The organism is Arthrobacter sp. Leaf234 (assembly GCF_001422665.1).
Lineage (GTDB): Bacteria > Actinomycetota > Actinomycetes > Actinomycetales > Micrococcaceae > Arthrobacter_D.
The window spans coordinates 130,827-155,973 of record NZ_LMLU01000001.1; the positions used below are offsets into that span (position 1 = coordinate 130,827).

The 25,147-nt window shown below is 70.2% G+C and carries 21 protein-coding genes and 1 riboswitch; of the genes, 13 read left to right on the plus strand and 8 right to left on the minus strand.

The genetic code is table 11. The annotated features are described in order from the left end of the window. Positions 1–111 precede the first annotated feature (111 nt). Complete coding sequence (locus tag ASF21_RS00560) at positions 112–1,401, plus strand: aspartate kinase (protein ID WP_082471132.1); 1,290 nt, start codon at positions 112–114, stop codon at positions 1,399–1,401. 249 nt (positions 1,402–1,650) lie between these two features. On the opposite strand, the gene ASF21_RS00565 is transcribed toward ASF21_RS00560, so the two are convergent. Continuing rightward, positions 1,651–4,824 carry a S8 family peptidase gene (locus ASF21_RS00565; protein WP_055765371.1) on the minus strand — a complete coding sequence of 1,058 codons (3,174 nt, stop codon included), beginning with the start codon at positions 4,822–4,824 and terminating at the stop codon, positions 1,651–1,653. A 219-nt stretch (positions 4,825–5,043) separates the two neighbouring features. On the opposite strand from ASF21_RS00565, the gene ASF21_RS00570 reads away from it, so the two are divergent. From ASF21_RS00570 to ASF21_RS00595, 6 genes are all read left to right on the plus strand, one after another. Further along, positions 5,044–5,928 carry a hypothetical protein gene (locus ASF21_RS00570; RefSeq protein WP_055765376.1) on the plus strand — a complete coding sequence of 295 codons (885 nt, stop codon included), beginning with the start codon at positions 5,044–5,046 and terminating at the stop codon, positions 5,926–5,928. A gap of 143 nt (positions 5,929–6,071) precedes the next feature. Next, positions 6,072–6,641 (plus strand): SSI family serine proteinase inhibitor, encoded by a 570-nt coding sequence (locus ASF21_RS00575; RefSeq protein ID WP_162237498.1) that lies wholly within the window; start codon positions 6,072–6,074, stop codon positions 6,639–6,641. Positions 6,642–6,855: 214 nt separating this feature from the next. Next, a complete protein-coding gene (gene purS / locus ASF21_RS00580) occupies positions 6,856–7,116 on the plus strand; it encodes a phosphoribosylformylglycinamidine synthase subunit PurS (RefSeq protein WP_055765380.1) in 261 nt (86 codons plus the stop codon). Continuing rightward, on the plus strand, positions 7,113–7,910 hold the full coding sequence (gene purQ / locus ASF21_RS00585) for a phosphoribosylformylglycinamidine synthase subunit PurQ (RefSeq protein ID WP_055765383.1): 798 nt from the start codon (positions 7,113–7,115) through the stop codon (positions 7,908–7,910). The genes purS and purQ overlap by 4 nt, the downstream gene beginning before the upstream one ends. Further along, complete coding sequence (purL, locus tag ASF21_RS00590) at positions 7,911–10,196, plus strand: phosphoribosylformylglycinamidine synthase subunit PurL (RefSeq protein ID WP_055765386.1); 2,286 nt, start codon at positions 7,911–7,913, stop codon at positions 10,194–10,196. 239 nt (positions 10,197–10,435) lie between these two features. Then, positions 10,436–12,061: an amidase family protein gene (locus tag ASF21_RS00595; protein ID WP_055765389.1), complete on the plus strand. Its 1,626-nt coding sequence runs from the start codon at positions 10,436–10,438 to the stop codon at positions 12,059–12,061. 74 nt (positions 12,062–12,135) lie between these two features. Here ASF21_RS00595 and ASF21_RS00600 read toward each other — a convergent pair whose 3' ends face one another. From ASF21_RS00600 to ASF21_RS00610, 3 genes are all read right to left on the minus strand, one after another. Next, positions 12,136–12,873, minus strand: coding sequence for a class F sortase (locus tag ASF21_RS00600; protein WP_235498548.1), 738 nt, complete (start codon positions 12,871–12,873; stop codon positions 12,136–12,138). A 98-nt stretch (positions 12,874–12,971) separates the two neighbouring features. Beyond that, the gene (locus ASF21_RS00605; protein ID WP_157365690.1) at positions 12,972–14,066 is read right to left on the minus strand and encodes a hypothetical protein; all 1,095 of its coding nucleotides are present in this window, start codon (positions 14,064–14,066) and stop codon (positions 12,972–12,974) included. Between the two features lie 343 nt (positions 14,067–14,409). Beyond that, positions 14,410–15,810, minus strand: coding sequence for an acetamidase/formamidase family protein (locus ASF21_RS00610; protein WP_055765395.1), 1,401 nt, complete (start codon positions 15,808–15,810; stop codon positions 14,410–14,412). A 136-nt stretch (positions 15,811–15,946) separates the two neighbouring features. On the opposite strand from ASF21_RS00610, the gene ASF21_RS00615 reads away from it, so the two are divergent. Further along, on the plus strand, positions 15,947–16,354 hold the full coding sequence (locus tag ASF21_RS00615; protein WP_055765398.1) for a DUF1304 domain-containing protein: 408 nt from the start codon (positions 15,947–15,949) through the stop codon (positions 16,352–16,354). A gap of 52 nt (positions 16,355–16,406) precedes the next feature. Here the strand turns inward: ASF21_RS00615 and ASF21_RS00620 are convergent, their stop codons facing one another. After that, entirely contained in the window at positions 16,407–16,973 is a 567-nt protein-coding gene (locus tag ASF21_RS00620) for a DUF1990 family protein (RefSeq protein WP_055765402.1), read from the minus strand. Between the two features lie 211 nt (positions 16,974–17,184). Here ASF21_RS00620 and ASF21_RS00625 point away from each other — a divergent pair, with 211 nt between their 5' ends. Continuing rightward, positions 17,185–18,045, plus strand: a complete 861-nt coding sequence (locus ASF21_RS00625; RefSeq protein ID WP_082471134.1) for a DUF1206 domain-containing protein — start codon at positions 17,185–17,187, stop codon at positions 18,043–18,045. A 10-nt stretch (positions 18,046–18,055) separates the two neighbouring features. Here ASF21_RS00625 and ASF21_RS00630 read toward each other — a convergent pair whose 3' ends face one another. Continuing rightward, the gene (locus tag ASF21_RS00630) at positions 18,056–18,472 is read right to left on the minus strand and encodes a CoA-binding protein (RefSeq protein ID WP_055765408.1); all 417 of its coding nucleotides are present in this window, start codon (positions 18,470–18,472) and stop codon (positions 18,056–18,058) included. Between the two features lie 269 nt (positions 18,473–18,741). Between ASF21_RS00630 and ASF21_RS00635 the strand changes: the two genes are divergently transcribed. The 4 genes from ASF21_RS00635 (at position 18,742) to acs (ending at position 23,539) form a co-directional block, all read left to right on the plus strand. After that, positions 18,742–19,566, plus strand: a complete 825-nt coding sequence (locus tag ASF21_RS00635) for an ABC transporter ATP-binding protein (protein WP_055765411.1) — start codon at positions 18,742–18,744, stop codon at positions 19,564–19,566. An 84-nt stretch (positions 19,567–19,650) separates the two neighbouring features. Continuing rightward, positions 19,651–20,691, plus strand: a complete 1,041-nt coding sequence (locus tag ASF21_RS00640; protein WP_055765414.1) for an aliphatic sulfonate ABC transporter substrate-binding protein — start codon at positions 19,651–19,653, stop codon at positions 20,689–20,691. Further along, positions 20,688–21,581 (plus strand): ABC transporter permease, encoded by an 894-nt coding sequence (locus ASF21_RS00645; protein ID WP_082471135.1) that lies wholly within the window; start codon positions 20,688–20,690, stop codon positions 21,579–21,581. Before ASF21_RS00640 ends, ASF21_RS00645 begins: the two co-directional genes overlap by 4 nt. Further along, positions 21,572–23,539 (plus strand): acetate--CoA ligase, encoded by a 1,968-nt coding sequence (gene acs / locus ASF21_RS00650; RefSeq protein WP_055765417.1) that lies wholly within the window; start codon positions 21,572–21,574, stop codon positions 23,537–23,539. Before ASF21_RS00645 ends, acs begins: the two co-directional genes overlap by 10 nt. A gap of 64 nt (positions 23,540–23,603) precedes the next feature. Here the strand turns inward: acs and ASF21_RS00655 are convergent, their stop codons facing one another. Further along, entirely contained in the window at positions 23,604–24,494 is an 891-nt protein-coding gene (locus tag ASF21_RS00655) for a LysM peptidoglycan-binding domain-containing protein (RefSeq protein ID WP_055765421.1), read from the minus strand. A 5-nt stretch (positions 24,495–24,499) separates the two neighbouring features. After that, positions 24,500–24,673: riboswitch (cyclic di-AMP (ydaO/yuaA leader) on the minus strand. A 135-nt stretch (positions 24,674–24,808) separates the two neighbouring features. Next, complete coding sequence (locus tag ASF21_RS00660; protein WP_055765424.1) at positions 24,809–25,084, minus strand: hypothetical protein; 276 nt, start codon at positions 25,082–25,084, stop codon at positions 24,809–24,811. Positions 25,085–25,147 lie beyond the last annotated feature (63 nt).

Here is a 25,147-nt window from a genome sequence, read left to right on the forward strand (position 1 = left end):
GCCGGGCCCACGCCCGCCGCCCGCCGAGGCGCCGATGCTGCCGCCCCTTTCGCAACCATCCGTGCGGCCGGGTCCACCGCCGTCGTCCGCCCTTCACCAGTGAGCGAGTGCATGAGCCTCATAGTCCAGAAATTCGGCGGGTCCTCGGTCGCCGACGCCGAGGGCATCAAGCGGGTGGCCCGGCGTGTCGTCGACACCCAGTCCGCAGGCCATCAGGTGGTGGTCGTCGTCTCCGCGATGGGCGACAGCACGGACGAGTTGCTGGACCTCGCCGGCCAGGTGAGTCCCGCGGCGTCCGACGCGCGCGAGATGGACATGCTCCTCAGTGCCGGCGAGCGCATCTCGATGGCCCTGCTCGCGATGGCCATCCACGGCATCGGAGCGTCCGCCCAGTCCTTCACCGGCAGCCAGGCCGGCATGATCACCGACGCCATCCACGGCAAGGCCCGCATCATCGACGTCTCCCCGCACCGCATCCGGACGGCCATCGAGAAGGGCGACGTCGCGATCGTGGCCGGGTTCCAGGGCATGAGCCGGGACAGCAACGACATCACGACGCTCGGCCGCGGCGGGTCGGACACCACCGCCGTCGCCCTCGCGGCAGCGCTCGACGCCGACGTCTGCGAGATCTACACCGACGTCGACGGCGTCTACACGGCGGATCCGCGCGTGGTCCCGTCCGCGCAGAAGATCGACACCATCTCCAGCGAGGAGATGCTGGAGATGGCCGCGTCCGGCGCGAAGATCCTGCACCTGCGCTGTGTCGAGTACGCACGGCGTTTCGGGGTACCCCTCCACGTCCGCTCATCGTTCAGCCACAACGAAGGCACCTGGGTGCTGCCCAGTCCCGACGACCAGATCAAGATTCAAGAGGGAGAACCCTTGGAACAGCCCATCATCTCCGGCGTTGCACACGACCGCTCCGAGGCGAAGGTCACGGTGGTCGGGGTGCCCGACATCCCCGGCAAGGCCGCGGAGATCTTCGGCATCGTCGCGGGTGCCAACACGAACATCGACATGATCGTGCAGAACGTCTCGACGCACGGCTCCGGCCGCACCGACATATCCTTCACGCTGCCCATCGTCGACGGCGCGGATGCGCTCGCCGCCCTGGGCGCGGCCCAGGACCGCGTGGGCTTCGAGACGGTCGAGTACGACGAGAAGATCGGCAAGCTCTCCCTGATCGGTGCGGGCATGCGCTCCAATCCGGGCGTCTCCTACCGTTTCTTCCGGGCCCTGTCCGACGCCGGCGTGAACATCGACATGATCTCCACCTCGGAGATCCGCATCTCCGTCGTCACCGGCGCCGAGTTGCTCGACACCGCGGTCCGGGCCGTCCACGCGGCCTTCGAGCTCGACGGCGACACCACCGCCACGGTCTACGCCGGCAGCGGGCGCTGACCTCCCGGATCCACCTGCAGCGCGATCGGCCCGGCGGAGCAGAGGCTGCGGAAGTGACGGCTGTCGGGCGGGCGTCCGACGCCGCCCCTCCCATCGATGACCTCCGCAGGGTGGGCAGGAGCGGACATTCCCGCGGATGGGGCCCGGTCGGTGGGAGGGAAGCCCGCCCCGATCGGGGCGGGGCGCGAAGAAGGCCGGCGGATCAGGATCCGCCGGCCTTCTACGTGTCGTCGATCAGTCAGGCATGGCCTACTTGTTGCCCGTGGGAGTGATCGCCTCGCGGGGACCGGTCACGAGCTTGTCCGCAGGACTGACGGAGGGGAGCTCGGCCGCCGGTGCGACCGCGACCTCGCCCGCTCCGCCGACCGCGACGCTCACATACGTGATGGCCGAGGATCCTGCGTAGCTGACGCGGCCCACGTAGGAGCCGGCGGTGAGGCCGGTCCAGTTGAGGGTCACGGCGCCCGTGGTGCCGTTCGCCAGGGCGAGCGGGTTCGGGGTGAGGGTCGCGTTGTCCTCGTTCGCGCCGAGGGCCACACCTTCGATGGTGCCGGAGGTGGCCCTGTTGTCGACGCTCGAGTACAGGTTCGCGATGATGCGGTAGGTGCCGGGAGCCGGATCCTCGAGGACGAACGTCTCACTGGCGTCGGAGGTCGCGACCTGCTCGACCGTCCCGGCGGGCGTGATCAGGAACATGTCGAAGTCAGCCGTGGGATCGTCCGAGCGCACCGAGAACCTCGCGGCCGTCGCGCCTTCGGGGACGACGACGTCCTTCACGGCGTTGCTCGCGTTGTTCGCGTTGGCGGAGCCACCGGGCACGAGCTCGATGTCCGCGGTCTCCGCCTTCGAGAGGCCCTCGAGCGTCATCTGGATGGGGGTGTTGGTCCCCGAGATGACGTCGTAGCTGCCGGACCCGTCAGGGCCCGCCGAGGTGAACGCGGCGTCAGCGGGAGCGTTCAGGGCCTGGGGGCGGACCGCCACCGGGGAGGTGACCTTCTTGCCCTGGCCGGACCAGGTGAGCGAACCGGCGGCGAAGGACCCGAAGGGCGCGCTCTGGTTCTCGAAGGAGACCTTGAACGTCCGGGTCTCGCCCGCCGCGCTGAAGTTGAGGATCGACGGCGTGACCGTGACCTTCACTCCGGGCACGTTGGACGTGGCGCGGTAGATGCCGGGCGTGACCGCGGTGACCGTTCGGGTCACTTCGGTGCGGCCGGTGAGGTTGCCGAGCGCGAAGGACGGCACGTTGGTGTCCTTCGCGGCGACGGGCTCGATGCCGTCGATACCGAGCGCGACGCCGGTTCCCTCGATGAAGCTGAGGTAGTCGTCCTCGTTCTGGTCGTAGACCAGGCCCGGGCTGAGGACGGTGGCCGGGTTGATGTGGCCGGCGCCCACGGCGAGGACGTCGGTCTCGACGCCGCCGGTGGCGGTCTTCAGCGGGTAGGCGGTGGTCATCATGGCCGACTTGACGGCTGCGGGCGACCACGTGGGGTTCTTGCCGAGCACGAGTGCTCCGAGACCCGCCACGTGGGGCGATGCCATCGAGGTGCCGGACAGGAAACCGAACTGTGCGCCATTGGAACCGACGGTGGAGACGCCCGCGAGGACGGCGACACCGGGAGCCGTGATGTCCGGCTTCAGCAGGTCGGAATCGGTGGCGAGCAGCGGACCGCGCGAGGAGAATCCTGCGATCTGCGGGGTGGGAGGCAGGGGCTTGCCCGTGGTGTCCGTGGCCTTCAGTGCGACGGTGATGGCCGGGTTGGCGGCGACCTTCGCCTTGAGCTCGAGCGCCTCGGGGGCGTTCACGTGCACGGTGGGGATGGCGTGCTGGTCCGTGTCCGTGGAGGAATCGACCAGGTTCACGAGGATCATGCCCACGCCGCCGCCGCGTGCAACCTCTGCACTCTTGGCGGTGCGGTCGACGACGCCGCGGTCACAGACCACGATCTTGCCGGCGACCTTCGCGGGATCCAGGGTGTTGGGGCCGCACAGGTTCGGGTTGGCGGCACCGGCTGCTGCTGCGTTCACGGCCAGCACGACGGGGCTCGCCGCAACGCCGTTGCGCATGATCGACGCGCCACGGTACTTGGTGCCGTCGGAGAACTCGGCGGTGCCCTGCAGTTCGTAGTTGAACGTGCTGGCGGCGACCGTCGTCATCCACGGAGCACCGTGGTTGACGGTGCTGGCGGTGGGGCCGGAGTTGCCCGCCGAGGCGGCCACGAAGATCCCGGCCGAGGTGGCCGAGAGGAAGGCCAGGGACACGGGGTCCGTCGTCGTCGTCGCGCTGCCGGAGATCGAGTAGTTGAGGACGTCGACGCCGTCGAGGATCGCCTTGTTGATCGCATCGATGGCGGCCGAGGAGTAGCAACCGCCGGTCTCGGGATCGTTGTCCTCCCAGCAGGTCTTGTAGACGGAGATCTTGGCGGCGGGGGCGACGCCGGAGGAGACGCCGAAGTCGCGGCCGTCCACCCGCTGGGTCACACCGGCGTTGCCGGCGGCGGTGCTCGCGGTGTGCGTACCGTGGTTGTCGATGTCGACCGGGGAGATGACTTCCTGGGGTGCACGGTCCGCTTCGCCGACACTGTCGAGGAAGGTGTCGGCGAAGTACTGGGCGGAGAGGACCTTCGAGTTGCAGAGGCTGCCGTCGAAGTCCTCGCCGACCTGGCATTCACCGATGAAGGTGCTGCCGTCGGTCTTCAGCATCGCGATCTTGCCTGCGGCGTTCAGGTAGGGCTGGCCCACCTTGGGCTTCGAGTTGCCCTTGAGCGGCTTGACCGGGGATCCGGCGAAGAAGGGGTTGTCGGGGGCGTAGCCGGTGTCGATCACGCCGACCACCGTGCCCTTGCCGGCATTCTTCTCTCCGCCGAACTGGGTCTTCCAGGACCCCTTGTTGCCGTTGAGGCCGAGGAAGTCGATGCTCGAGTAGTCGGGTGCGTTCTCGACGTCCGGAGCGACGAACAGGACGTCGTCGCTCTTGGCGAGCTCCACGGCCTGGTCGGTGCTGAGGTCGGCGGCGAAGCCGTTGATCGCAGCGGTGTAGGTGCGCTTGATCTCGACGTCGCCCTCTGCGGCGACCTCCTGCTGCTTGGTCTCGAGGAACTCCGAGTACTGCTGGACGTTCCCGGCGGTGGCGTCCAGCTTGGCGCCTTCCTCGGGCTTGGTCGGGGCGATTCCCTCGACGCCGCCCTCGTACGTGGCCACCGGCTTGTCGGCGAGTACGACGATGTACTTGCCGTCCGGGTACTGCGCGGGGTCGAGCTGCTTGGCGGGTGCCTTCTGGGGTAAGACCGTGGTGGCGGGCAGGGGCGCTGCGAAGGCAGCAGGCGCCACGGCCGTCGACGTCACCAGTAGCGGCAGACCCAGAACGATAGCCGTGGCAGTGCGCAGGGTGCTGCGCCCCTGCCCGGCTTTTCTCCGTTGTGTCATAGGAAGGTAGTGCCTCTCGTAAAAGTGCGGGCCGGCCACAGCCGTTCCCCCGGTGCCGCGGTCTCCTGGATAGGACCCCCGACCTGTGATGATGCTCACAGACGCCACGGCGTGCACAAACTTACCCGAGGCAACACACGCTTGCCACCGCATCGGGGCCGCGTCACGCAGAATTTACACAGGGTATTTACCAATTCAAGTCGGGGTGATAATAGGTCAATGCGTGCCGACCTCCTGACCCGCCGTACAGAAGCGGACTGGCAGGACCAGGCGCACCGTCACCACGAGCGGGTGTCCCGATTCTCCGACCCCTACCTCGAGCGCCGGTCGCGTGGGGCCAAGCACCCCGTGGAGGACTTCCTCTTCACCTACTACAACCAGAAGCCCGGCCGGCTGCTGCGGTGGCACCCGGGTGCGGGCGTGCTCCTCGAAGGCCCGGCGGCCCGGGAGCGGGCGGACTGGAAGTACTACGTCGTCGAGGGTGACGGCGTCCGCGTGGACGCCCGCCGGTTCGCTGAGGAGCGGCGTGAGGCGATCGACTTCGCCCGCCACATCCTCGCCAGGACCGCCGCGCGCCCCGCGCAGTTCGGCTGCTTCGGCCTCCACGAGTGGGCCATGGCGTACCGCTCCGCTGTCAACGGCATCCGCCACGAGTACCTCCACCTCAGGCTCGGCGCCGCGGGCACGGACGACGTCGTCGAGGCCGCCCGCATCCGCTGCACGCACTTCGACGCCTTCCGCTTCTACACGCCGGAAGCCGTCCCGCTGAACGAACTCACGCCCACGCGTGAGACGCAGCGCGACCTGGAGCAGCCCGGGTGCCTGCACGCCAACATGGACCTGTACAAGTGGGCGTACAAGCTCACGCCGCTGCTGCCCAGCGGGATCGTCATGGACTGCTTCGAACTGTCCTGGCGCATCCGCACCATGGACATGCGTGCGTCCCCCTATGACCTCGCCGAGTGGGGGTACGAGCCCATCGAGATCGAGTCGGCGCAGGGCAAGGCCGAGTACGTCCGGCTGCAGCGGGGCTTCGCCGAGGAGTCGCAGATCCTCCGCGTCCGCCTCCTGGAGCACCTCGAGCGCGCGCTCGTTGACACCTGAACCGTCCGGGCACGACGGCGGGACGTGCCGCCGTCGTCCTTCGTTGTCCTTCGACCAGCGGTTACGCTGGTGAGCCAGCCGAGGGGGACGCCATGAACATGATCGGTCCGACGACCGCACCGCACGGACCGCGCCGAAGGATCGTGGCGCTCGTTCCGCCCCTCGTCGCGTTGTCCCTCGCCCTGACGGCATGCAGCCAGGGCGGTCCGGCCGCAGAACCGACCCAGCAGGAGACCACCGTGCAGTCAGCCACTCCCCAGCCCTCGCCGTCGTCCGGAGCGCCGGAGCCGACGCCCGCGCCGTCCGCCCCCGCCACGGGTCCGACGACTCCGCCCACCCGTCCGGCGACGGCGCCAGCCACCACGGCCTGGGGCACCAACGCCAGGCTCACCATCTCCTTCAAGCAGGACGCAGCGGCCGAACCCGTGCAGTACGTACTCGAGTGCGTCGACGGCACCCCCGGGCCGGCGTCGACCCTGCCCGATGCGGAGGCAGCCTGCTCACGCCTGGGAGAACTCGGCGCGCAGTTCTTCACCGCCCGCCCGAACAAGGACGTCATCTGCACCCAGCAGTACGGCGGCCCGCAGACCGCGAGCATCACCGGCGACATCGACGGGACCTCCGTGGTCGCGGCGTTCGCGCTGACGGACGGCTGCGAGATCTCGCGCTGGGACCGGGTGAAGGACATCCTGGGCACGCCCGGCGCGCAGTAGCGGCGCTGCGTCATCGCGCGGCGGTGCGCGCACCGGCGGCCCAGGGCGCCCTCCGGTTCCCGGTAGACTTGTCGGGCAAGCTCGCGGAGCGCCGGTGTCATCCCGGACAGTCCTCAGGACGGTCCCTCGGACACGGCGTGAGACGGCACTTCCGGGCTCCTGCATTCAATGCTGGAACCCCCAGCACTTGCCGCTCACGCACAGGAGTTGCCGGATGCCCCGGATCGTTGTCGACGTCATGCCCAAGCCCGAGATCCTCGACCCGCAGGGTAAGGCGATCGCGGGAGCCCTTCCCCGTATCGGCCTCACCGGCTTCGCCGGCGTCCGCCAGGGCAAGCGCTTCGAACTGACCGTCGACGGCGAGGTGACAGAAGAGATCCTCGAGCAGGCGCGCCACGCCGCGACGACGCTGCTGTCCAATCCGGTCATCGAGGATGTCACCCGCGTGGAGGTCATCGAGGAGAACGGCCAGTGACCGCCGCAGGCCTCGAGACGCCCCTCATCGGCGGGCCGCAGCCCGTCGCCTCGACCAATGGTGACAGCCCGCTGAACGGCGTGACCGTCGGTGTGGTCACCTTCCCGGGCTCGCTCGACGACCGCGACGCCGTCCGGGCCGTCCGCCTCGCGGGCGGCAGCGCCATCCACCTCTGGCACGGCGACCACGACCTCCGGAACGTGGACGCCGTCATCATCCCCGGTGGTTTCTCCTACGGCGACTACCTCCGCGCCGGCGCGATCTCCCGCTTCGCCCCGCTGATGGAGCAGATCACCTCTGCTGCCTCCGGCGGCGCCGACGCCCTGCCCGTGCTCGGCATCTGCAACGGATTCCAGGTCCTCACCGAGGCGCACCTGCTGCCCGGTTCCATGATCAAGAACAACCACCTCCACTTCATCTGCCGGGACCAGCGACTGCGCGTCGAGAACGCCGGTACCTTCTGGACCTCCGACTACGGCCAGGGTGAGGAGATCGTCATCCCGCTGAAGAACCAGGACGGGCAGTTCGTGGCCGACAACCGCACGCTCGACGAGCTCGAGGGCGAGGGCCGCGTGGTGTTCCGGTACGTCGACGGCAATCCGAACGGCTCGCGCCGCGACATCGCCGGCATCTCGAACGCGGCAGGCAACGTCGTCGGCCTCATGCCGCACCCCGAGCACGCCGTCGAGGCGGGCTTCGGCCCCGACTCCTCCGCACGCGGCGAGGTCGGCGTCCGCGGGGGCACCGACGGGCTGGGCATCTTCACCTCGGTACTCAAGAAACTGGTGGGCTAAGTGACTGCAGAGACGTCCCGTAGATTCAACATCGACACCGTCGCGAACGCCGAGGCCACGCCCGGCCAGGCGCTCCCGTGGGCCGAGCTCGGCCTGAAGGAGAACGAGTACCAGCGGGTCGAGGAGATCCTCGGCCGCCGTCCCACCGGCGCCGAACTCGCCATGTACTCGGTGATGTGGAGCGAGCACTGCTCCTACAAGTCCTCCAAGGTGCACCTGCGGCAGTTCGGGGAGAAGGTCACCGACGCCATGAAGGAGCACCTCCTCGTGGGCATCGGCGAGAACGCCGGCGTGGTCGATATCGGTGACGGCTGGGCCGTGACGTTCAAGGTGGAGAGCCACAACCACCCCTCCTTCGTGGAGCCCTACCAGGGTGCGGCCACCGGGGTCGGCGGGATCGTCCGCGACATCATCTCGATGGGCGCCCGCCCGGTCGCCGTCATGGATCCGCTGCGCTTCGGCGCGATCGACCACCCGGACACCGCGCGCCTCGTCCACGGGATCGTCGCGGGCATCGGCGGCTACGGCAACTCCCTCGGCCTGCCGAACATCGGCGGCGAAGTGGTCTTCGACTCCGTCTACCAGGGCAACCCGCTGGTCAACGCCCTTGCCGTCGGCGTCCTGCGGCACGAAGACATCCGCCTCGCCAACGCCTCCGGCGCCGGCAACAGGGTGGTCCTCTTCGGCGCCCGCACCGGCGGCGACGGGATCGGTGGCGCCTCCGTGCTCGCGTCGGAGTCCTTCGACTCCTCGAAGCCGTCCAAGCGCCCGGCCGTGCAGGTGGGCGATCCGTTCGCCGAGAAGGTGCTGATCGAGTGCTGCCTCGAGCTGTTCAAGGCCTCCGTGGTCGAGGGCATCCAGGACCTCGGCGCCGCGGGGATCTCCTGCGCGACGTCCGAGCTGGCCTCCAACGGCGACGGCGGCATGCATGTCGAGCTCACCAACGTGCTGCTGCGTGACCCCTCCCTGACCCCCGGCGAGATCCTCATGTCGGAGTCGCAGGAGCGCATGATGGCCGTCGTCACGCCCGGGAACGTCGCGGACTTCGAGGCCATCATGGACAAGTGGGCCGTCGAGTACTCCTGGCTCGGCGAGGTCACCGACACGGGCCGCCTCATCATCGAGTGGGACGGCGAGAAGATCGTCGACGTCGATCCCCGCACCGTGGCCCACGAGGGCCCCGTCTACGAGCGGCCCTACCACCGCCCCGAGTGGCTCGACGGCGTCCAGGCGAACGGCTTCGCCGCCGAGCGGCCCACGGACCTCCGCGCGGCCGTCCTCGAACTCATGGCATCACCGAACATGTGCTCGAAGGACTGGGTGACCGACCAGTACGACCGCTACGTGCAGGGCAACACGGCTCTCGCCATGCCCGACGACGCGGGCGTGGTCCGGGTCGACGAGGAGACCGGCCTGGGCGTCGCGATCTCCACGGACGCCAACGGACGCTACTCCTACCTCAACCCCTACGAGGGAGCGCGCCTGGCCCTCGCGGAGGCGTACCGCAACGTGGCGACGTCGGGCGCCGAGCCTCTCGCCGTCACCGACTGCCTGAACTTCGGGTCCCCCGAGGACCCCGAGGTCATGTGGCAGTTCGCCGAGACGGTCCGCGGCCTCGCCGACGCCTGCCAGGAACTCGGCGTCCCGGTGACCGGCGGGAACGTCTCGCTGTACAACCAGACCGGCGGCATCGCCATCCACCCCACCCCGGTGGTGGGCGTGCTCGGCGTGTTCGACGACGTCGCCCGCCGCACGCCCTCCGGCTGGCGTGAGGACGGCCAGGCCGTCTACCTGCTGGGGACGACGGCGGATGAGCTCGACGGCTCCGAGTGGGCCAACCTGCGCGGGCACCTCGGCGGCCAGCCGCCGGTCCTGGACCTCGCGGCGGAGAAGACCCTCGCGGCGATCCTCGTGAACTGCTCGCGCGACGGCATGATCGACGGCGCCCACGACCTCTCCGAGGGCGGGCTCGCGGCAGGACTGAGCGAGATGGCGCTGCGCTTCGGCGTCGGTGCGCGGATCGGCCTCGACGAACTGTGCGAGCGCGACGGGATCGACGCCTTCACGGCACTGTTCAGCGAGAGCCAAGCACGCGCGGTCGTCGCGGTCCCCCGCTCGGAGGAGGTCCGCTTCAACGACATGTGCACGGCGCGGAACTTCCCGACCATCCGGATCGGCGTGGTGGACACCGAGAATCAGGCGCTCGACGTGCAGGGCTACTTCAACCTGCCGATCGACCAGCTCCGCGAGGCGCACGAGGGCACACTGCCGAAGTACTTCGGCTAGGGTCCCGGCCGGCGGGGAGTCCCGCCGGCCGCCCCGGAGGTGGCCGGCCGAGCCGGACGACGACCGGTGCGGGAGCCGTCGAAGGCGTCGAAGGAGTGGAGATGGCTGTCGGCGTAACCGGCGCGTAACGCGAGCGCGGCGCTCCTGAAACGCGGCCCTGCTGGGATGACAGGACTGCTCGGAGCGCTCCCACAGCGTCGTTCCGGGCCGGATCCATCACTCCGACAGAGGACACCAGAATGCCCTTCACGATCCCCTCCGCACGGCCCCGTACCCGGCGCGTCACCGCAGGCCTCGCCACCGGGCTGCTCGCCGCCGCCGTCGTCGCGGGACCCGGTCCGGCGGTCGCCGCGCCGAAGCCGCTTCCCCTCGACCTCAGCACCGCCGGTGTCGCCGAGGTGCAGGCAGGACTCGCGGCGCGCAGCTTCACGTCCGAGACGCTGACCCAGGCCTACCTCGACCGGATCCAGGCCCTCAGCATCGACGGCCCGCACCTCAACTCCGTGCGGTCGATCAACCCCTCCGCCCTGGCGGAAGCCAAGGCCCTCGACCAGGAGCGCAAGAAGGGCACCGTGCGCGGCCCCCTGCACGGGGTGCCCGTCCTCGTGAAGGACAACATCGACGTCGCCGGCATGCCGACCACCGCGGGATCGGTCGCCCTCGCGAACTCCTATCCGGCTGCGGACGCCCCGCTGGTCACGGAACTGAGGAAGGCCGGTGCCATCATCATCGGCAAGACGAACCTCACCGAGTTCGCGAACTTCATGACCAGCGGGATGCCCGCCGGGTACAGCTCCCTCGGCGGCCAGGTCCTCAACCCCTACGACGTGAGCCAGACGCCGAGCGGCTCGAGCGCCGGATCGGGCTCGGCAGGCGCCACCGGCCTGGCCACCCTGACCATCGGCACGGAGACCTCCGGCTCGATCCTCAGTCCCGCTCGCGCCAATTCGCTGGTCGGCGTCAAACCGACCGTCGGCATCGCCAGCAGGACCGGCATCATCCCGATCTCGGGGACGCAGGACACCGCGGGACCCATGACCAGGTCCGTGTACGACGCCGCGGCCCTCCTGACGGCCATGACCAGCATCGATCCCGAGGACCCCGCGACGGCGGCGAACCCGAGCGACGACGTCGACTTCACGGGGGCCCTCAGCGACACCGCGCTCGAGGGTCGGCGGCTCGGTTACGTCGCGAGCACCACCGACCCCGTCTACACCGCTGCGCTGGACCAGCTCCGGGCGCAGGGTGCCACCCTGGTACCCGTGACGGTCGGCGGCAGCGCGGCACCCAGCATCCTCACCCTGGAGTTCGAACGTGACCTGAACGCCTACCTGGCGCGCCTCCCCGAGGATGCTCCGATGGACACGCTGAGCGACATCATCGCGTACAACACCGCGAATGCTCCGGCGGCGCTGAAGTTCGGGCGGACGCTGCTCACCGCCTCCGAGGCCGTGGACCTGGACGACCCGGTGCAGGAGGCGCAGTACGTCGCGGCGAGGGACACAGGACTGGCAGAGAGCCGCGCGGCCATCGACACGGTCCTCACCACGAACGACCTCGACGCGATCGTCTCCAACTCGGCGACCGTGGGGGTCGGCGCGCGGGCCGGCTACCCGTCGGTGATCGTGCCGTCCGGCTACACCGAGGCCAACCGGCGCCCCTCCGGCGTCGTCTTCCTCGGGACCGCATGGAGCGAGGAGGACCTGCTGGGCTTCGCCTACGACTTCGAGCAGGCCGTCAAGGCCTGGCAGTCGCCCCAGAACCTCAACCCGTCGTTGTTCCGGTGCACCTCGGTGGTTCCGGTGACAGAGTGGGACGCCTCGTGCACGACGACAGCGGTCAAGCCGGGCAAGGGCAGGAAGTAGGCACGCACCGGGTGAGCACAGGAGGCCCCCACCCTTCGCGGGTGGGGGCCTCCTCCGTGCCGGGGAGAATCCTGTCAGGCAGCTTTCGGCATGGCCGTGACCACGACGTTCTTGCCCCAGGGGTCCTCGGTGTAGCAGCTGATGAGCACCACCCGATTGGGCACGATGTTCCAGATCTCGCTGTCCTTCAGGGTGTCCTTGTCGTGGGTGATGACCGAGTCCACCACGTAGGTCATGCTGCCTGTCTGCGTGGCGAGCGTGAACTCCTGGCCCACGAGCGACTCGTCGCTGAGCCGGTTGAAGGGTGCGTCCTTGCCGTCCCAGCTGTGGCCGGCGATGTACGTGGTGTTGACCGATCCGGCACCCGGGACACCGTATGAGCTGATCCAGTAGGCGTCGGTCGTCAGCGGCGGCACGAGGCTCTGGGACGAGAGGTCCTCCTCGCTCGGGGTGAGCGGGAGAACGGCCATGTCGATCGCGGCTGCAGGGAAGGACAGGCCGGTAGGCTGGGCGGCCGCCGGTCCAGGATCGACGGCAGGAGGTGACGTCTCGACGGGGGCCGGCGCGGGAACGATGGCCGATGGCGCTGCCGATGCCGATGCCGAGAGGGAAGGAGCGGCCGTGGACGACGCCGCTGCGGTCGGGGCTCCGGCGGATTCCGGGGGCATGACCGAGACGGCGATCGCCAGGCCGGCAGCCGCGACGAGCGGCAGGGCGAGCCAGCGCTTCCCGAACGTCCGCCTGGCGGGTTCCGGTGCGGGGGCGCCGGGCTCGTCACCGGGGGCTACGTCGGGACTGCGGTGCTGGACCATGTGCTGCGCTGTCCTGGGGTTGGAAGAGGGAGGGTGCACTGTCCCGGTGCGGGAGGCGCGGTCGGAAGACCGCGACCCGCACCGGGACAGCCAGTGTACTAGCGCTGTGCGCGCTCCAGACGACGCATGCGGGCCGCGGTCGCCACGGGAACCGCGACACCGACCGCCAGCAGTGCCGCGATGAGTGCGACAGCCGGGCTGTTGTCCTCGGTGGTGACGGCGGTCTGCACGTTGAGGCCCTTGTTGGTGCCGGTAGGACCCTTGACGCCGGGAGCCGGGGTGGTGGGCGCGGACACGCCGACCGGGGCGACCGGGGCGACCGGGGTGACGCCGATGGCACCGGCATCACAGGCAGCGAGGAACGCCTTGAACAGTTCGACGAGCTCCGCCGCAACGGCCGGATCGCTGCTCAGCTGAAGCGCGAGGCGCTCGGCTTCGGCGCTGGCTTCTTCGAGGTTCGCCTCCGCGGCGAGCAACGACGAGTCGTTCAGCGCGGCGTCCGCTGCAGCAGCAGCGACGATCGCGGCCTCGACGGCGGCGGTCTCCGCAATTGCTGCCGCGTCGAGCGCGACGCCGGCTTCGGCAAGAGCGGTGCCGGTCGTGACGACTGCGCTATCAGCGTCGACGACTGCAGCGTCAGCAGTGACGAGCGCGGCCTCGGCGGTTTCGAGGTCGGCGCGGGCAGCGATGACCGCGGGGTCCGTCGCCACATCCGGGTAGGCCACCGGATCGGATGCGTCGATCGCAACACCGACAGCAGTCACTGCGGCATCGACATCGGCCTGGGCGTCGCCGGCGGCCACGAGTGCGGCGGCGGCGGCAGCCGAAGCAGCGTCTGCGGCGATCTGCGCTTCCGAGACGGCGACCTGTGCGAGCTCGACGGCGACCTGTGCGTCCTCGGCAGCGATGTTCGTCGTCTCGGCATCCGCGAGCAGGGCGTCGATGTTGAGGGACTGGGCGATGGCTTCGTACTCCGCCGCCGTGGTCACGACGGCGGCCGTCGCGGCTTCGAACTGGTTGACGAAGGTGACGTCGATCCCGGCGAGGCCGAGAGCAGCGTTGAACTGCGTGGACGCCTGCAGGCAGGCGGCATCACCGGGTGCGGCTGCTGCCATCGGAGCGCCGAGGAACAGTCCACCGGCGAGAAGGGTGGCCGTCGATCCGGCAGCAACCCATTTTTTTGCAACGATCATGTGTGCGCGTCTCCTGAAAACACGTAGATTCCCCCGGGCCATTCCCGACGGCGCAGCCTGCGGCGCCACAAGCAGGCGGCGTCCTCCGGGGAGGGCGCCGCCTGCAGAAAACCGTGGTCCGCCGATCGGGTGGTCCTGCCCCAAGCCCAGAGGTTCCTGAGGATGGGCTGGGCGATCGCTGTACTTTTCAACCTAGGCGTGATCGGTGCCGTGGGCAATGGACCGGGTGGTCCTGGATGTAACGGTTTGGCATCGGGCGTAACGTCGGCCGATTCCGTTGCAGCGCGGCACGCCGGAGGGACAGGGGTACCGCCCTCCGGCGCCTCCCGTCGCGCCACCGGTGTCAGCCGAAGTGCGCCTTCGCGATCAGTCCGTGGACGCCGACGGTGCGGTCGACCACCTGCGAGATGGCGAAGTCCGCCGCGGCGGACAGGTACGCGTAGGCGATGGCCCGGTCCATGCCGCGATCGTGCTCGAGGAAGTCCAGGGCATTCACGACGGCGCGGCGCATCGCGACGTCCAGGTCGCTCGACACTCCTCCGCCGGCGAGACCGTCCGGATCGGACAGGCCGATCGGGATCCACGCGTCCTTGGTCTCCGCGAAGGGATAGGAGTAGGCGACGGACGGCGCATCGCCCGAGCCCGGCTTGCAGACCGTCAGGCGGAAGGTCCCGCGGAGGGACCCTTCCATCGCAGTGAGGGCCACCTCGCCGTCGCCCATGCCCATGTGCGGATCCCCGACGTAGAAGAGTCCGCCCGGGGCCCGCACCGGAAGGTAGAAGGTGGAGCCTGCACCGAGGTGCCGGATGTCGATGTTCCCCCCGCCGAGGGTGGGGGGAACCGAATTCGCCTCGGGGGCCGTCAGTCCCTCGGCCTCGGCGAAGGCGACGCCCATCATCCCCATGAAGGGCCGCAGGGGGAACCGGACCTCCATGTCCCCGCTCGTCATCACACCCTTGCCCTTCTCGATCCTGGTGAACACCGAGACGTTCCCGTAGTCGGTCGGCACACCCGATGCGCGGTTGTCGGTCGCCACCGGTGGCATGACCTCGTCGAGGGTGATGCCGGCGGGTGCGGCGGGGCCCGGGAGTGATGCCAGGCCGCCCTTGCCGTGCCTGCTGGAGACCACGCCGTACGGGACGCGTGGCACCACGTCCAGGGTCTCGATCTTCAGCACGTCCCCCGGTTCGGCACCTTCGACGGCGATCGGACCCGTCACGATGTGCGGCCCGTCCACGTCGAACCGCCGCTGGGTCCGCCGGTAGCCCGCCGCGATCTCGACGGCGTCCGTCAGCACGGAGGATCTGTCCACGCCCAGCGACCCGAAGTACTCCAGCGGATCACGCCCTTGGTCCTCGAGGATCCCCTCGTGCGAGAGCGCGTCGATGGTCACGGTCCTCCCGGACCGGATGGTCATCACCGGCGTGGCGTGCACCGTGGGCACGTACCCCCACAGCACCTCGTCCGGCGTGGACGAGAGGTAGCTGTCCCCCGTGATCCGCCCCCGTCCGGGCTGCAGGACGTCGGCGCCGGGCCCACCCTTGCCAGGCGGCTTCCCCGGGGCGTCAGGAGCCTTGGCAGGCACGACGACGCCGCCTCCGGGAGCGGTTGCGAGCGCGGAGGGTGCCCCCGCGACCGACGCCGCGGACAGGGTGCCGAGCGCCGCCACCACCCTCATGAATCTCCGCCTGCCCAATCCGTCGGCGAGTACCTCGGCCGCTTGCTGCCCCACTGCGTCATCCATACTGAACCTCTTCCGGGTCGTGGAGCTTCACAAGCTATGCGCCGGTGGTTACGTTCCCGTTTCGGGTCCGATTCGGCCAGAAGTCCTGCGCCCTCCGCCCGCTCGAAAGCCGATCAGGCCACGTACGCTCTGACGCATGGAACCCCTGCCGCTCCCGCCCCTGACCGCCGTGGCCGCCGTCGTCGCCGCGCTCGTCCACGTCCTGATCTTCGTCCTGGAGTCGGTCCGCTGGCGGCTGGAGCGGACGTGGCGCGTCTTCGGGATCGCGAGCCAGGAGGATGCGGAGACCACGCAGCCGCTCGCCTTCAACCAGGGCTTCTACAATCTGTTCCTCGCGGTCGGCGCGCTGGCCGGCGTCGTCCTCATGCTCCTCGGCGGAGTGACAGCCGCGGCGATCGGGCTCGGGTTCATCGTCCTGTCCACGGGCTCCATGCTCGCTGCGGCGCTCGTGCTGATCCTCGGCAACAGGAAGCTCGCCCGCCCGGCGGCGATCCAGGGCCTGCCTCCCCTGATCGCCCTGCTCGGGCTCCTCGTCCTGGTGTGATTGCGGCCCGGCCGCCGGACGGGTTGCCGGACAAGCCCGGGGCAGGTCCGGCCTAGCCGAGACGGGCCAGTGCCCGTGCCGCCGCGACGTAGCGCGAGAGGACGTAGCGCTGCGTCAGACGGGTGACCGGCGCGGCGAGCCGGAACAGGGGGCCGGCCGGGACACTGTAGGCGGAGCAGATGAACAGCAACCGGTTGTCCGCCGTCAGTTCGGCGTAGAAACCCTCCTCGCCCCGCACGGGGTGGCCCGGCAGCGTTCCGTACCCGAAGCCGCCCCGCTGGCCGGGTACCGCCCTGCCGGCGCCGTCGAGCTGGGGTGCCCTGGACCAGATCACGCGGCACGGCGCCTTGATGCGCGCTCGCCCGAGGCCGAATCCGGAGATGACGTGCGCCCCGGGCTCGGCCCGTTCGACGGGCGAATCCATGGTGAGCCCGGCACCCCGGTGCAGTTCCCACGCCAGGATGCCCTCGGTCAGCGCGATGAACGATGCGGACGGATCGTCGGTGGCGATCTCGCGGGACTCGACCATCACGGTGTACCCGGAGGGCCAGCCGCCCTCCAGCGAGTCGGGGAACGGCCGATCGGTCGCGCCGCGCTCCTCGTACGTGAACTGCTCCATGGCATCCTCTTCCGTCGGTGTGCGGTACCGTGCCGGCCGCCGCCCCGGACCCAACCTAGTGGACCACCGCGCCGGTCGCGGGCCGGACGGCCCGGGGGCGGACCACCCGCCGTGGCTCCCCATCCCGGGGAAGCAGTGGCAGGATGAGGTCCGGACCGGCGGGACTCATCCGAGACATCCCCCGCCGCGCCACCAGGAAGGCGGGACCACCATGGCATCAGGGACGACGTCGGGCAGGAGCGCGGGGGGCGGGAACGGTGACGCGATGGACCGGGCCTCGGACGCCGCGGAGGAAGCAGCCGACTCGAAGGGCTTCGAACTCGCGGCCCGCGCCGGCTACGTCGCTGCGGGGATCCTGCACGTCGTCATCGGCGTGATCGCGCTGGGACTCGCGGCGGGCGGATCGGGGAGCGCCGACCAGAGCGGAGCCATCGGCCAGCTCGCCGGCAGTCCCGGGGGCACCGCACTGCTGTGGTTCTGCTTCCTGGGCTGCATCGCGCTCGCCCTCTTCTTCCTGAGCGAGATCTTCTTCGGTGTCCGCGCGCTCAGCGGGAAGGAGAAGCTGACGGCCCGCGCGAAGAACGGTGGCCAGGCCGTGGTGTACGCGGTCATCGGTGCGACCTTCGGGCAGTTCGCGCTGGGCGGGTCGAGCGACAGCAGCAGCTCCAGCAGTTCACTCAGTGCGACCCTCATGGCGCAGCCGGCCGGCGTGGCACTCCTCTTCGCGGTCGGTGTCGGTGTCCTCGTCGTCGGCGGCTATTTCATCTACAGCGGGGCGACGCGCCGTTTCCGCAGGAAGCTCTCCGGCCTGCCCACCGGAGGGATCGGCACCGCGGTCACAGCGCTCGGCACCGTGGGCTATGTGGCGAAGGGTTTCGCGCTCGGGGTCCTCGGCGTGCTGATCCTCGTCGCCACGGTCACGAACAACCCGGAGCAGTCCACCGGGTTGGACGGCGCACTGAAGTCCCTGCGGGACCAGCCCTTCGGGACGTGGCTGCTCGGCGCCGTCGCACTCGGGCTCATGGCCTACGGCGTGTTCATGGTGGTGCGCTCGAAGTACCAGCGCATGTGAGTCAGGGGCGCTACAGCCCCAGGGCGGGGGCCTCCATGACGGGGCAGGTGTCCATGACGACCTCGAGCCCGGCGTCCGCGGCCCGACGGGCGGCGTCCTCGTCGATGACCCCCAGCTGCAGCCACACCGCACGCGCCCCCACGGCGATCGCCTGATCGACGACGGCGCCGACCCGGCTCGAGTTCACGAAGCAGTCGACGACATCGATGCTTCCCGGGACGTCCGCGAGGCGCGTGTAGCCCTTCTGCCCGTGGACGTCGTCGCCCTTGAGGCTCACCGGGACCACCTCCATCCCGAGCCTGTCCATCAGGAACCTCGACACCCCGACGGCGGCCCTCCGCGGATTGTTCGACAGCCCGACGACGGCCCACCGCCCGTGCTCGCCCAGGAGCCTGCCGATCACGGCTGGATCGTTCCAGTGTGCCATGTGCCTCTTTCCGATGCGTCGAGCCCGCGCGGGGATTGTTACAGCCTTTGTTACATGCCCTATTTTGCTCCTGCCGTGCAGCGGGCGTTTCATGGGAGTGACCATCCCGAGCGGCCGAGAGACCTGGATCAGTGAAGCCGCAGCAACCCTGGTCGTCGTGCATCCCCCGGACGCGCGGCGATAGCGAGGTCCGAGCCCTGGGAACCACCGCTCCGCGGTGGCGAAGGCCCGGTCCGTAGGGTGCTACCGCCAGGACCGATGGAGACACCATGACTGCAGTTCTGGCACCCGGCACCACCCGCACCACCTCCAAGCAGGCCCTCGGCGTGCACTTCTCCGGCCTGGGTCGGAGTTTCGGCGCCGCAGGCAGCCGCCGCGCGGTCCTTCGGGACGTGTCGGTGGAGGTGGAGCCGGGCGAGATCCTGGCCATCCTCGGCACGAGCGGCTGCGGCAAGTCCACGCTCCTGCGGGCAGCCGCGGGACTCGACGTGCCGGACAGCGGTGAGGTCCTGATCGACGGCACGCCCGTCTCCGGGATCGACGAACGCTGCGCCGTGGCCTTCCAGGAACCGCGCCTGCTGCCCTGGCACACGCTGCAGGCCAACGTGGCGATCGGACTGCCCAAGTCCTCGAGTGCCAGCGCGGGAAAGGCGAAGGTCCTCGAACTGCTGAAGCTCGTGGGCCTCGACGCCTTCGCGAAGCACCGTCCGCGGGAAGTCTCCGGCGGCATGGCGCAGCGCACCTCCCTGGCACGGGCCCTCGCCCGCAATCCCGGCGTCCTGCTGCTGGACGAACCGTTCGGGGCACTCGACGCGCTGACGCGCCTCCGGATGCAGGACCTCCTCCTCGACGTCCACAGCGCGCAGCCCACCACGGTGCTGCTCGTGACGCACGACGTCGACGAGGCCCTCCAGCTCGCGGACCGCATCCTGGTCCTCGGGCGCGACGACGACGGCCACGACGACGCACGCGAGGGCTCCACGATCACGGAGCTCGTCACCGTCCCGGGCGCCCGGCCACGGGACCGCAACTCCGCGGATCTCGGCGCGCTCCGCAGCTCGCTGCTCTCCCTGCTCGGCGTCACCGGGCACTAGCCCGCCCTCCGCCGCACTGCCCGCCGGGGACTTCCCGGGCGCCCTCGCTCCCTTTCCGCACCTCCCTTTCGATGAAGGACCACCATGAACCGCCGCGCCCTCCTGCCCACCCTCGCCCTCGCCTCCGCGCTCTCGCTCAGCCTGAGCGGGTGCCTCGCAGGTGAGAACGCCTCCGATACCGCCCCTGCCGCAGCGGACGGCGGCACGCAGGGCGGCACCCTGAACATCGACTTCGCCACGTACAACCCCCTGAGCCTCATCATCAAGGAGCAGGGCTGGCTCGAGGAGGAACTCGCCGACCAGGACATCACCGTCACCTGGGTGCAGTCCGCGGGCTCCAACAAGGCGAACGAGGCCCTGCGCGCCGGAGCGATCGACGTCGGCTCCACGGCGGGATCGGCAGCGCTCCTCGCCCGGTCCAACGGGTCCCCCATCAAGGCCATCGACATCTACTCGCAGCCCGAGTGGTCCGCCCTGGTGACGCTGCCGGACTCGGGCATCACGAGCGTGGAGGACCTGCGCGGCAGGTCCATCGCTGCGACCAGGGGTACCGACCCCTACTTCTTCCTCCTGCAGGCGCTCGAGGCGGCGGGCGTGGACCAGTCCGAGGTGACCATCGAGAACCTGCAGCACGCGGACGGCCGCGCGGCACTCGCGAGCGGCGCCGTCGACGCGTGGGCCGGCCTCGATCCGATCATGGCCGCGGCGGAGCAGGACGGCGCGCAGCTGTTCTTCCGCGACATCGACTTCAACAGCTACGGGTTCCTCAACGCGACGGAGGACTTCCTCGCGGAGAAGCCCGACGTCGCCCAGACCGTGGTGAACGCCTACGAGAAGGCGCGGGAGTGGGCCAAGGAGAACCCCGAGGAGACGGCAGCCATCCTCGCGGAGGTCGCTGCCATCGACCCGGCGGTCGCGAACTCCGTCATCATCGAGCGCACCAACCTCGACGTCGACCCGGCCCCGGGTGACGCGCAGCGCGCCGTGCTCGAGAAGATCGGCCCCGTGTTCGTCGAGACCGGCGACGTCCAGTCGCAGGAGCAGATCGACGAGGCCCTCGGGTCCCTCCTCGATCCCTCGCTGGTCGAGAAGGCCGATCCCGCCTCGATCGGCGCCGGCTCATGAGCTCCGAGGTGGGGCAGCGGGCCGTCCCGATCAGCCGGGCCGGGTTGGCGGCCATCGGCTCTCCCGTCACAGCCGAGGACGCCGTCGGCCGGGGCGATGTCCCGGCAGGGTCCGGCAGCGGTGCCCGGCGCAGCACGGGACGCCGCATCGGCATCATCCTCCTCGGCCTGATTGTCCCCGCCCTCCTGCTGCTCGGCTGGCACCTCAGCACGGCGTCGGGCTTCTTCAAGCCGTCGCAGCTGCCCTCCCCCGCCTCGGTCCTCGCGGCCGCCGTCGACCTCGTGGACCGCGGCCAGCTCGCCACGCACATCCTCATCTCCACCCAGCGCGTGGTCCTCGGCTTCCTGATCGGGTCCGTGCTCGGCGTGGTGGCTGGCGCGGTCCTCGGCCTCTCCCGCGTCGCGGACATCCTGCTCACCCCGACGGTCGGCGCCCTGCGCGCCGTCCCGTCGCTGGCCTGGGTGCCGCTCCTGGTCCTGTGGATCGGCATCAACGAGGACTCGAAGGTCACCCTGATCACCATCGGCGCCTTCTTCCCCGTCTTCACGACGCTCTACCTCGGACTGCGCCACGTGGACCGGAACCTCGTCGAGGCGGCCCGGGCCTTCGGGGTCAACGGCCTGCGCCTGCTGACCACGGTGCAGCTCCCCGCCGTCGTGCCCGCCCTGTTCTCCGGCCTGCGGCTGGCGCTCGCCCAGTCGTGGCTGTTCCTCGTCGCGGCGGAGCTCATCGCCTCGTCGATGGGGCTCGGGTTCCTGCTCGTCGACTCCCAGCAGAACGGGCGCGTGGACCGCATCCTCCTCGCCATCATCCTGCTGGCGATCATCGGCAAGACCACGGACGCCCTGCTCGGGATCGCCGAGCGCTGGGCGGTGCGCCGGTGGGCCTAGGCACGACGACGCACGCCGCGGCACCCGCGCAGGACGAGGCGGCGCGCCTGGCCTTCTGGGCCGAGCAGGCGGCCCGGCTCGAATGGACCGGACCCTGGGACACACTGCACTCCTTCGCGAAGGCAGAGCCCCGGGCGGACGGGACGCTGAGCGTCCCCGTCATCGAATGGTTCGCCGGCGGAACCCTGAACGTCGCCGTCAACTGCGTGGACCGGCATGTCCGTGCCGGTCGCGGGGACCGCGTGGCCCTGCACTTCGAGGGTGAACCCGGTGACCGCCGGACGGTGACCTACGCGGACCTGCAGGACGAGGTGTGCCGTGCGGCGAATGCGCTGCTCGCCCTCGGGATCGGGAAGGGCGACCGCGTGGTCGTGTATCTCCCGGTCCTCGTCGAGACCGTCGTCATCACCCTCGCGTGCGCGCGGATCGGCGCGGTCCACTCGCTCGTCTTCGGCGGGTTCTCCGCCGAGGCGCTGCGCTTCCGCGTGGAGGACACCGGAGCCAGACTCCTCGTCACCACGGACGGCCAGTACCGCCGCGGAACGGCCGTGCCGGTCAAGGCGAACGCGGACGCCGCCGTGGCGGGCAGCAGCAGCATCGAGCACGTCCTCGTGATCCGGCGCACCGGCTCGGACGTCCCGTGGACGGACGGCCGCGACGTCTGGTGGCACGACGCCGTCGACGCCGCGCCCAGCGACCATGAGCCGGAGGCGTTCGACGCCGAGACGCCCCTGTTCATCATGTACACCTCGGGGACCACGGGCAGGCCGAAGGGTCTGGTCCACACCGCGGGCGGTTACCTCACGCAGGCGTCGTGGAGCTTCGAGCACCTGTTCAGCCACCCCGATCCGGCGCAGCGCGACGACGACGTGCACTGGTGCACCGCCGATCTCGCCTGGGTGACGGCACACACCTACGAGATCTACGGTCCGCTCTCCAACGGCGCCACGCAGGTGATCTTCGAAGGCACACCCGACACGCCCCACCCCGGCCGCCACTTCGAGATCATCGAACGCTACGGCGTGACGAGCTACTACACGGCGCCCACCCTGGTCCGTTCCCTCATGGGCTGGTTCCCGGACGGTGTCCCGTCCACCTGGGACCTCTCGAGCCTCCGCGTCCTCGGGACGGTCGGCGAGGCCGTGAACCCCGAAGCCTGGCGCTGGTTCCGCCGGAACCTCGGCCGCGACGAGCTCCCCGTCGTCGACACGTGGTGGCAGTCCGAGACCGGCGCCACGATCCTCTCCCCCAGCCCCACGGACTCCTCGTTCAAGCCGGGCTGCGCGGCGCGGGCCCTGCCGGGGGTCTCCACGCGGATCGTCGACCGGCACGGCGCGGCGGTGCCGGCGGGCGAGCAGGGCCTGATCGTCGTCGACCGTCACGGCCCCGCGATGGCCCGGACCGTCTGGGGCGATCCCCAGCGCTACCTCGACTCCTACTGGCGGATGTTCGCTGCCGAGGGCTGGTTCCTCGCCGGCGACGGCGCGCGGTACGACGACGACGGCGACACCTGGATCCTCGGGCGCGTGGACGACGTGATCAACGTGTCCGGTCACCGGCTGTCGACGATCGAGATCGAGTCGGCCCTCGTCGCCCACCCGCTCGTCGTCGAGGCGGGCGTGTGCCCGATCGCCCATCCGGTGACGGGCCATGCCATCGCGGCCTTCGTGGTGCTGGCCACCGGTACCGATCCGTCGATCGACGTCTCCGGGACGCTGCGGGCCCAGGTCGCCGAGGCGATCGGCCCGATCGCACGCCCCTCGGCCGTCGTGGTCGTCGAGGACGTGCCGAAGACGCGCTCCGGCAAGATCATGCGGCGCCTGCTCACGCAGCTCTTCGAGGGCACGGAGCTGGGGGACACGACATCCCTGCAGAACGAGGGGTGCATCCCCGGGATCCAGGACGTCCTCCGCCTCAGCGTCCGAGGCGCTACTCCGGCAGGTCTGCCCCGCGGTTAAACGAAGGAGACGGCAGGCGCCCCGTCCAAGCGCCTGCCGTCTCCCGTGCGTGGTCCGTCCGGTATTAGCCCACCCGGACGAAGGATGCTCCCGGAAGATCCGAGAGAGGGTGCTGCATGGTGGCGTTGATGCCGTTCATGCCGCTGCTGATGACCTGGCCACCGCCGACGTAGACGGCCACGTGGCCGCCCGTGATGACGAGGTCACCGGGAGCGGGGGTGGACACCTGGGCGCCGAACTGGAAGAACTGCGAGGGGCCGAGGTCTCCGACGGAAATACCTGCCGCGCGCAGGGCCTTCTCGACCAGCACTGTGCAGTCCTGCACGGCACCGGCAGCGAGCTGCGCCCGGGCGGAGCCGAGGATGGCGCCCGCGGCGTTGCCCGAGGGAGCGGTCTCGGCGGCGACCGGGGTGATCGCTGCCGAGGCCAGGTAGACACCCGATCCGGCTTCCGTGGACACGGCCGGAGCCGGAGCGATTGCGGCGGCCTGCTGGACGGCAGGAGCAGCTGGTGCTGCGGCGACCGGGGCGGACACCGTCTGGGCCGGCGCCGCGACAGCAGCACCGGCGGCGGGGATGACGATCGTCTGTCCGGGGAAGATGACCGATGCGAGCGAGAGGCCGTTGGCGGTCAGGACCGTGGTGAGCTCGACGCCGTAGCGGGCCGAGATGGCACCCAGGGTGTCGCCGGCGGCGACGGTGTAAGCGGTGCCCGCGGCGCTTGCTGCGGCAGCGGGGGCGACCGCGGCGGTCGGAGCCGTCGTGCCCTCGGCGGTGTAGGTGCCGGCGTGTGCGGTGCCGACGGCGCTGAGGGCGAGGCCCGACGTCACGGCGACGATGGCGACCGGGCGGCCCACGGCGGTGGCTCCGCTCTTCGCGGCGCGGGACAGGCCCTGCAGCGCGAGGTTTCCGTCGACGTCCGCGCGGTGGCGTGCCGGTGAAGTGATTCGTGACATGGTTCTATACCTCTCCCATGCCTGCGGGGTGAGCTGTCGGGTTCGGATGGGAGTCACCCGGCCGCGGGCACCGCCGGTGGGCGGTGCGGTGCGACTTAACCCCGAGGACGCGTGCAGGGATCCTGCGCGTCCGGTGGAACTGATGGTTCCCCCGTCCCTGCCTTCGGTGTATGCGGACGTATCCCGATCGGCGGCAGGGCTCGGCAATCCGTGCGGGAGCGCCCCACGTGGACGGGAGCACCGACCGAGAGTACCCAGCGCTCCGGGCGTTTGTCACATTTCTGTAACGGGGCGTATCCTGCCCTTCCCGCCGGTCACCGATCGCCCTGCAGCGCGCACTCCCGGCGCGATCCCGCGGAACGCCACCGGCGGAAGGCGAGCACGGTCCCCGTCGCGCTGAGGATCAGCAGGCCGCACTGCTGCACGAAGAACCACACTCCGACGGATGTCCCGCCGATACTCGATGCCGCCACGATGCTGCCGGCCAGGACGAGCGTGAGGACGGCACCGACCCAGCACAGGGTGTTCCACAGGAGGCGCTCCTGCTCGCGCGTAGCAGCCCTCCACTCCTCGGTTCCGCCGTGATCCATGCACCAACCCTAGGCGTACGGACCAGGACTCCGCCCTGACATCCGGCACCACGCAGAGCGACA

Coding starts and splice junctions, on each gene's coding strand:
- ASF21_RS00600 (WP_235498548.1), bottom strand. CDS start 12,873: ATGGTCCAGCACCGCAGTCCCGACGTAGCCCCCGGTGACGAGCCCGGC.
- ASF21_RS00595 (WP_055765389.1), top strand. CDS start 10,436: ATGCCCTTCACGATCCCCTCCGCACGGCCCCGTACCCGGCGCGTCACC.
- ASF21_RS00655 (WP_055765421.1), bottom strand. CDS start 24,494: ATGTCACGAATCACTTCACCGGCACGCCACCGCGCGGACGTCGACGGA.
- ASF21_RS00620 (WP_055765402.1), bottom strand. CDS start 16,973: ATGGAGCAGTTCACGTACGAGGAGCGCGGCGCGACCGATCGGCCGTTC.
- ASF21_RS00640 (WP_055765414.1), top strand. CDS start 19,651: ATGAACCGCCGCGCCCTCCTGCCCACCCTCGCCCTCGCCTCCGCGCTC.
- ASF21_RS00645 (WP_082471135.1), top strand. CDS start 20,688: ATGAGCTCCGAGGTGGGGCAGCGGGCCGTCCCGATCAGCCGGGCCGGG.
- ASF21_RS00630 (WP_055765408.1), bottom strand. CDS start 18,472: ATGGCACACTGGAACGATCCAGCCGTGATCGGCAGGCTCCTGGGCGAG.
- purS (WP_055765380.1), top strand. CDS start 6,856: ATGCCCCGGATCGTTGTCGACGTCATGCCCAAGCCCGAGATCCTCGAC.
- ASF21_RS00635 (WP_055765411.1), top strand. CDS start 18,742: ATGACTGCAGTTCTGGCACCCGGCACCACCCGCACCACCTCCAAGCAG.
- ASF21_RS00605 (WP_157365690.1), bottom strand. CDS start 14,066: ATGATCGTTGCAAAAAAATGGGTTGCTGCCGGATCGACGGCCACCCTT.
- ASF21_RS00660 (WP_055765424.1), bottom strand. CDS start 25,084: ATGGATCACGGCGGAACCGAGGAGTGGAGGGCTGCTACGCGCGAGCAG.
- ASF21_RS00560 (WP_082471132.1), top strand. CDS start 112: ATGAGCCTCATAGTCCAGAAATTCGGCGGGTCCTCGGTCGCCGACGCC.
- ASF21_RS00570 (WP_055765376.1), top strand. CDS start 5,044: ATGCGTGCCGACCTCCTGACCCGCCGTACAGAAGCGGACTGGCAGGAC.
- ASF21_RS00565 (WP_055765371.1), bottom strand. CDS start 4,824: ATGACACAACGGAGAAAAGCCGGGCAGGGGCGCAGCACCCTGCGCACT.
- ASF21_RS00610 (WP_055765395.1), bottom strand. CDS start 15,810: ATGGATGACGCAGTGGGGCAGCAAGCGGCCGAGGTACTCGCCGACGGA.
- ASF21_RS00625 (WP_082471134.1), top strand. CDS start 17,185: ATGGCATCAGGGACGACGTCGGGCAGGAGCGCGGGGGGCGGGAACGGT.
- ASF21_RS00615 (WP_055765398.1), top strand. CDS start 15,947: ATGGAACCCCTGCCGCTCCCGCCCCTGACCGCCGTGGCCGCCGTCGTC.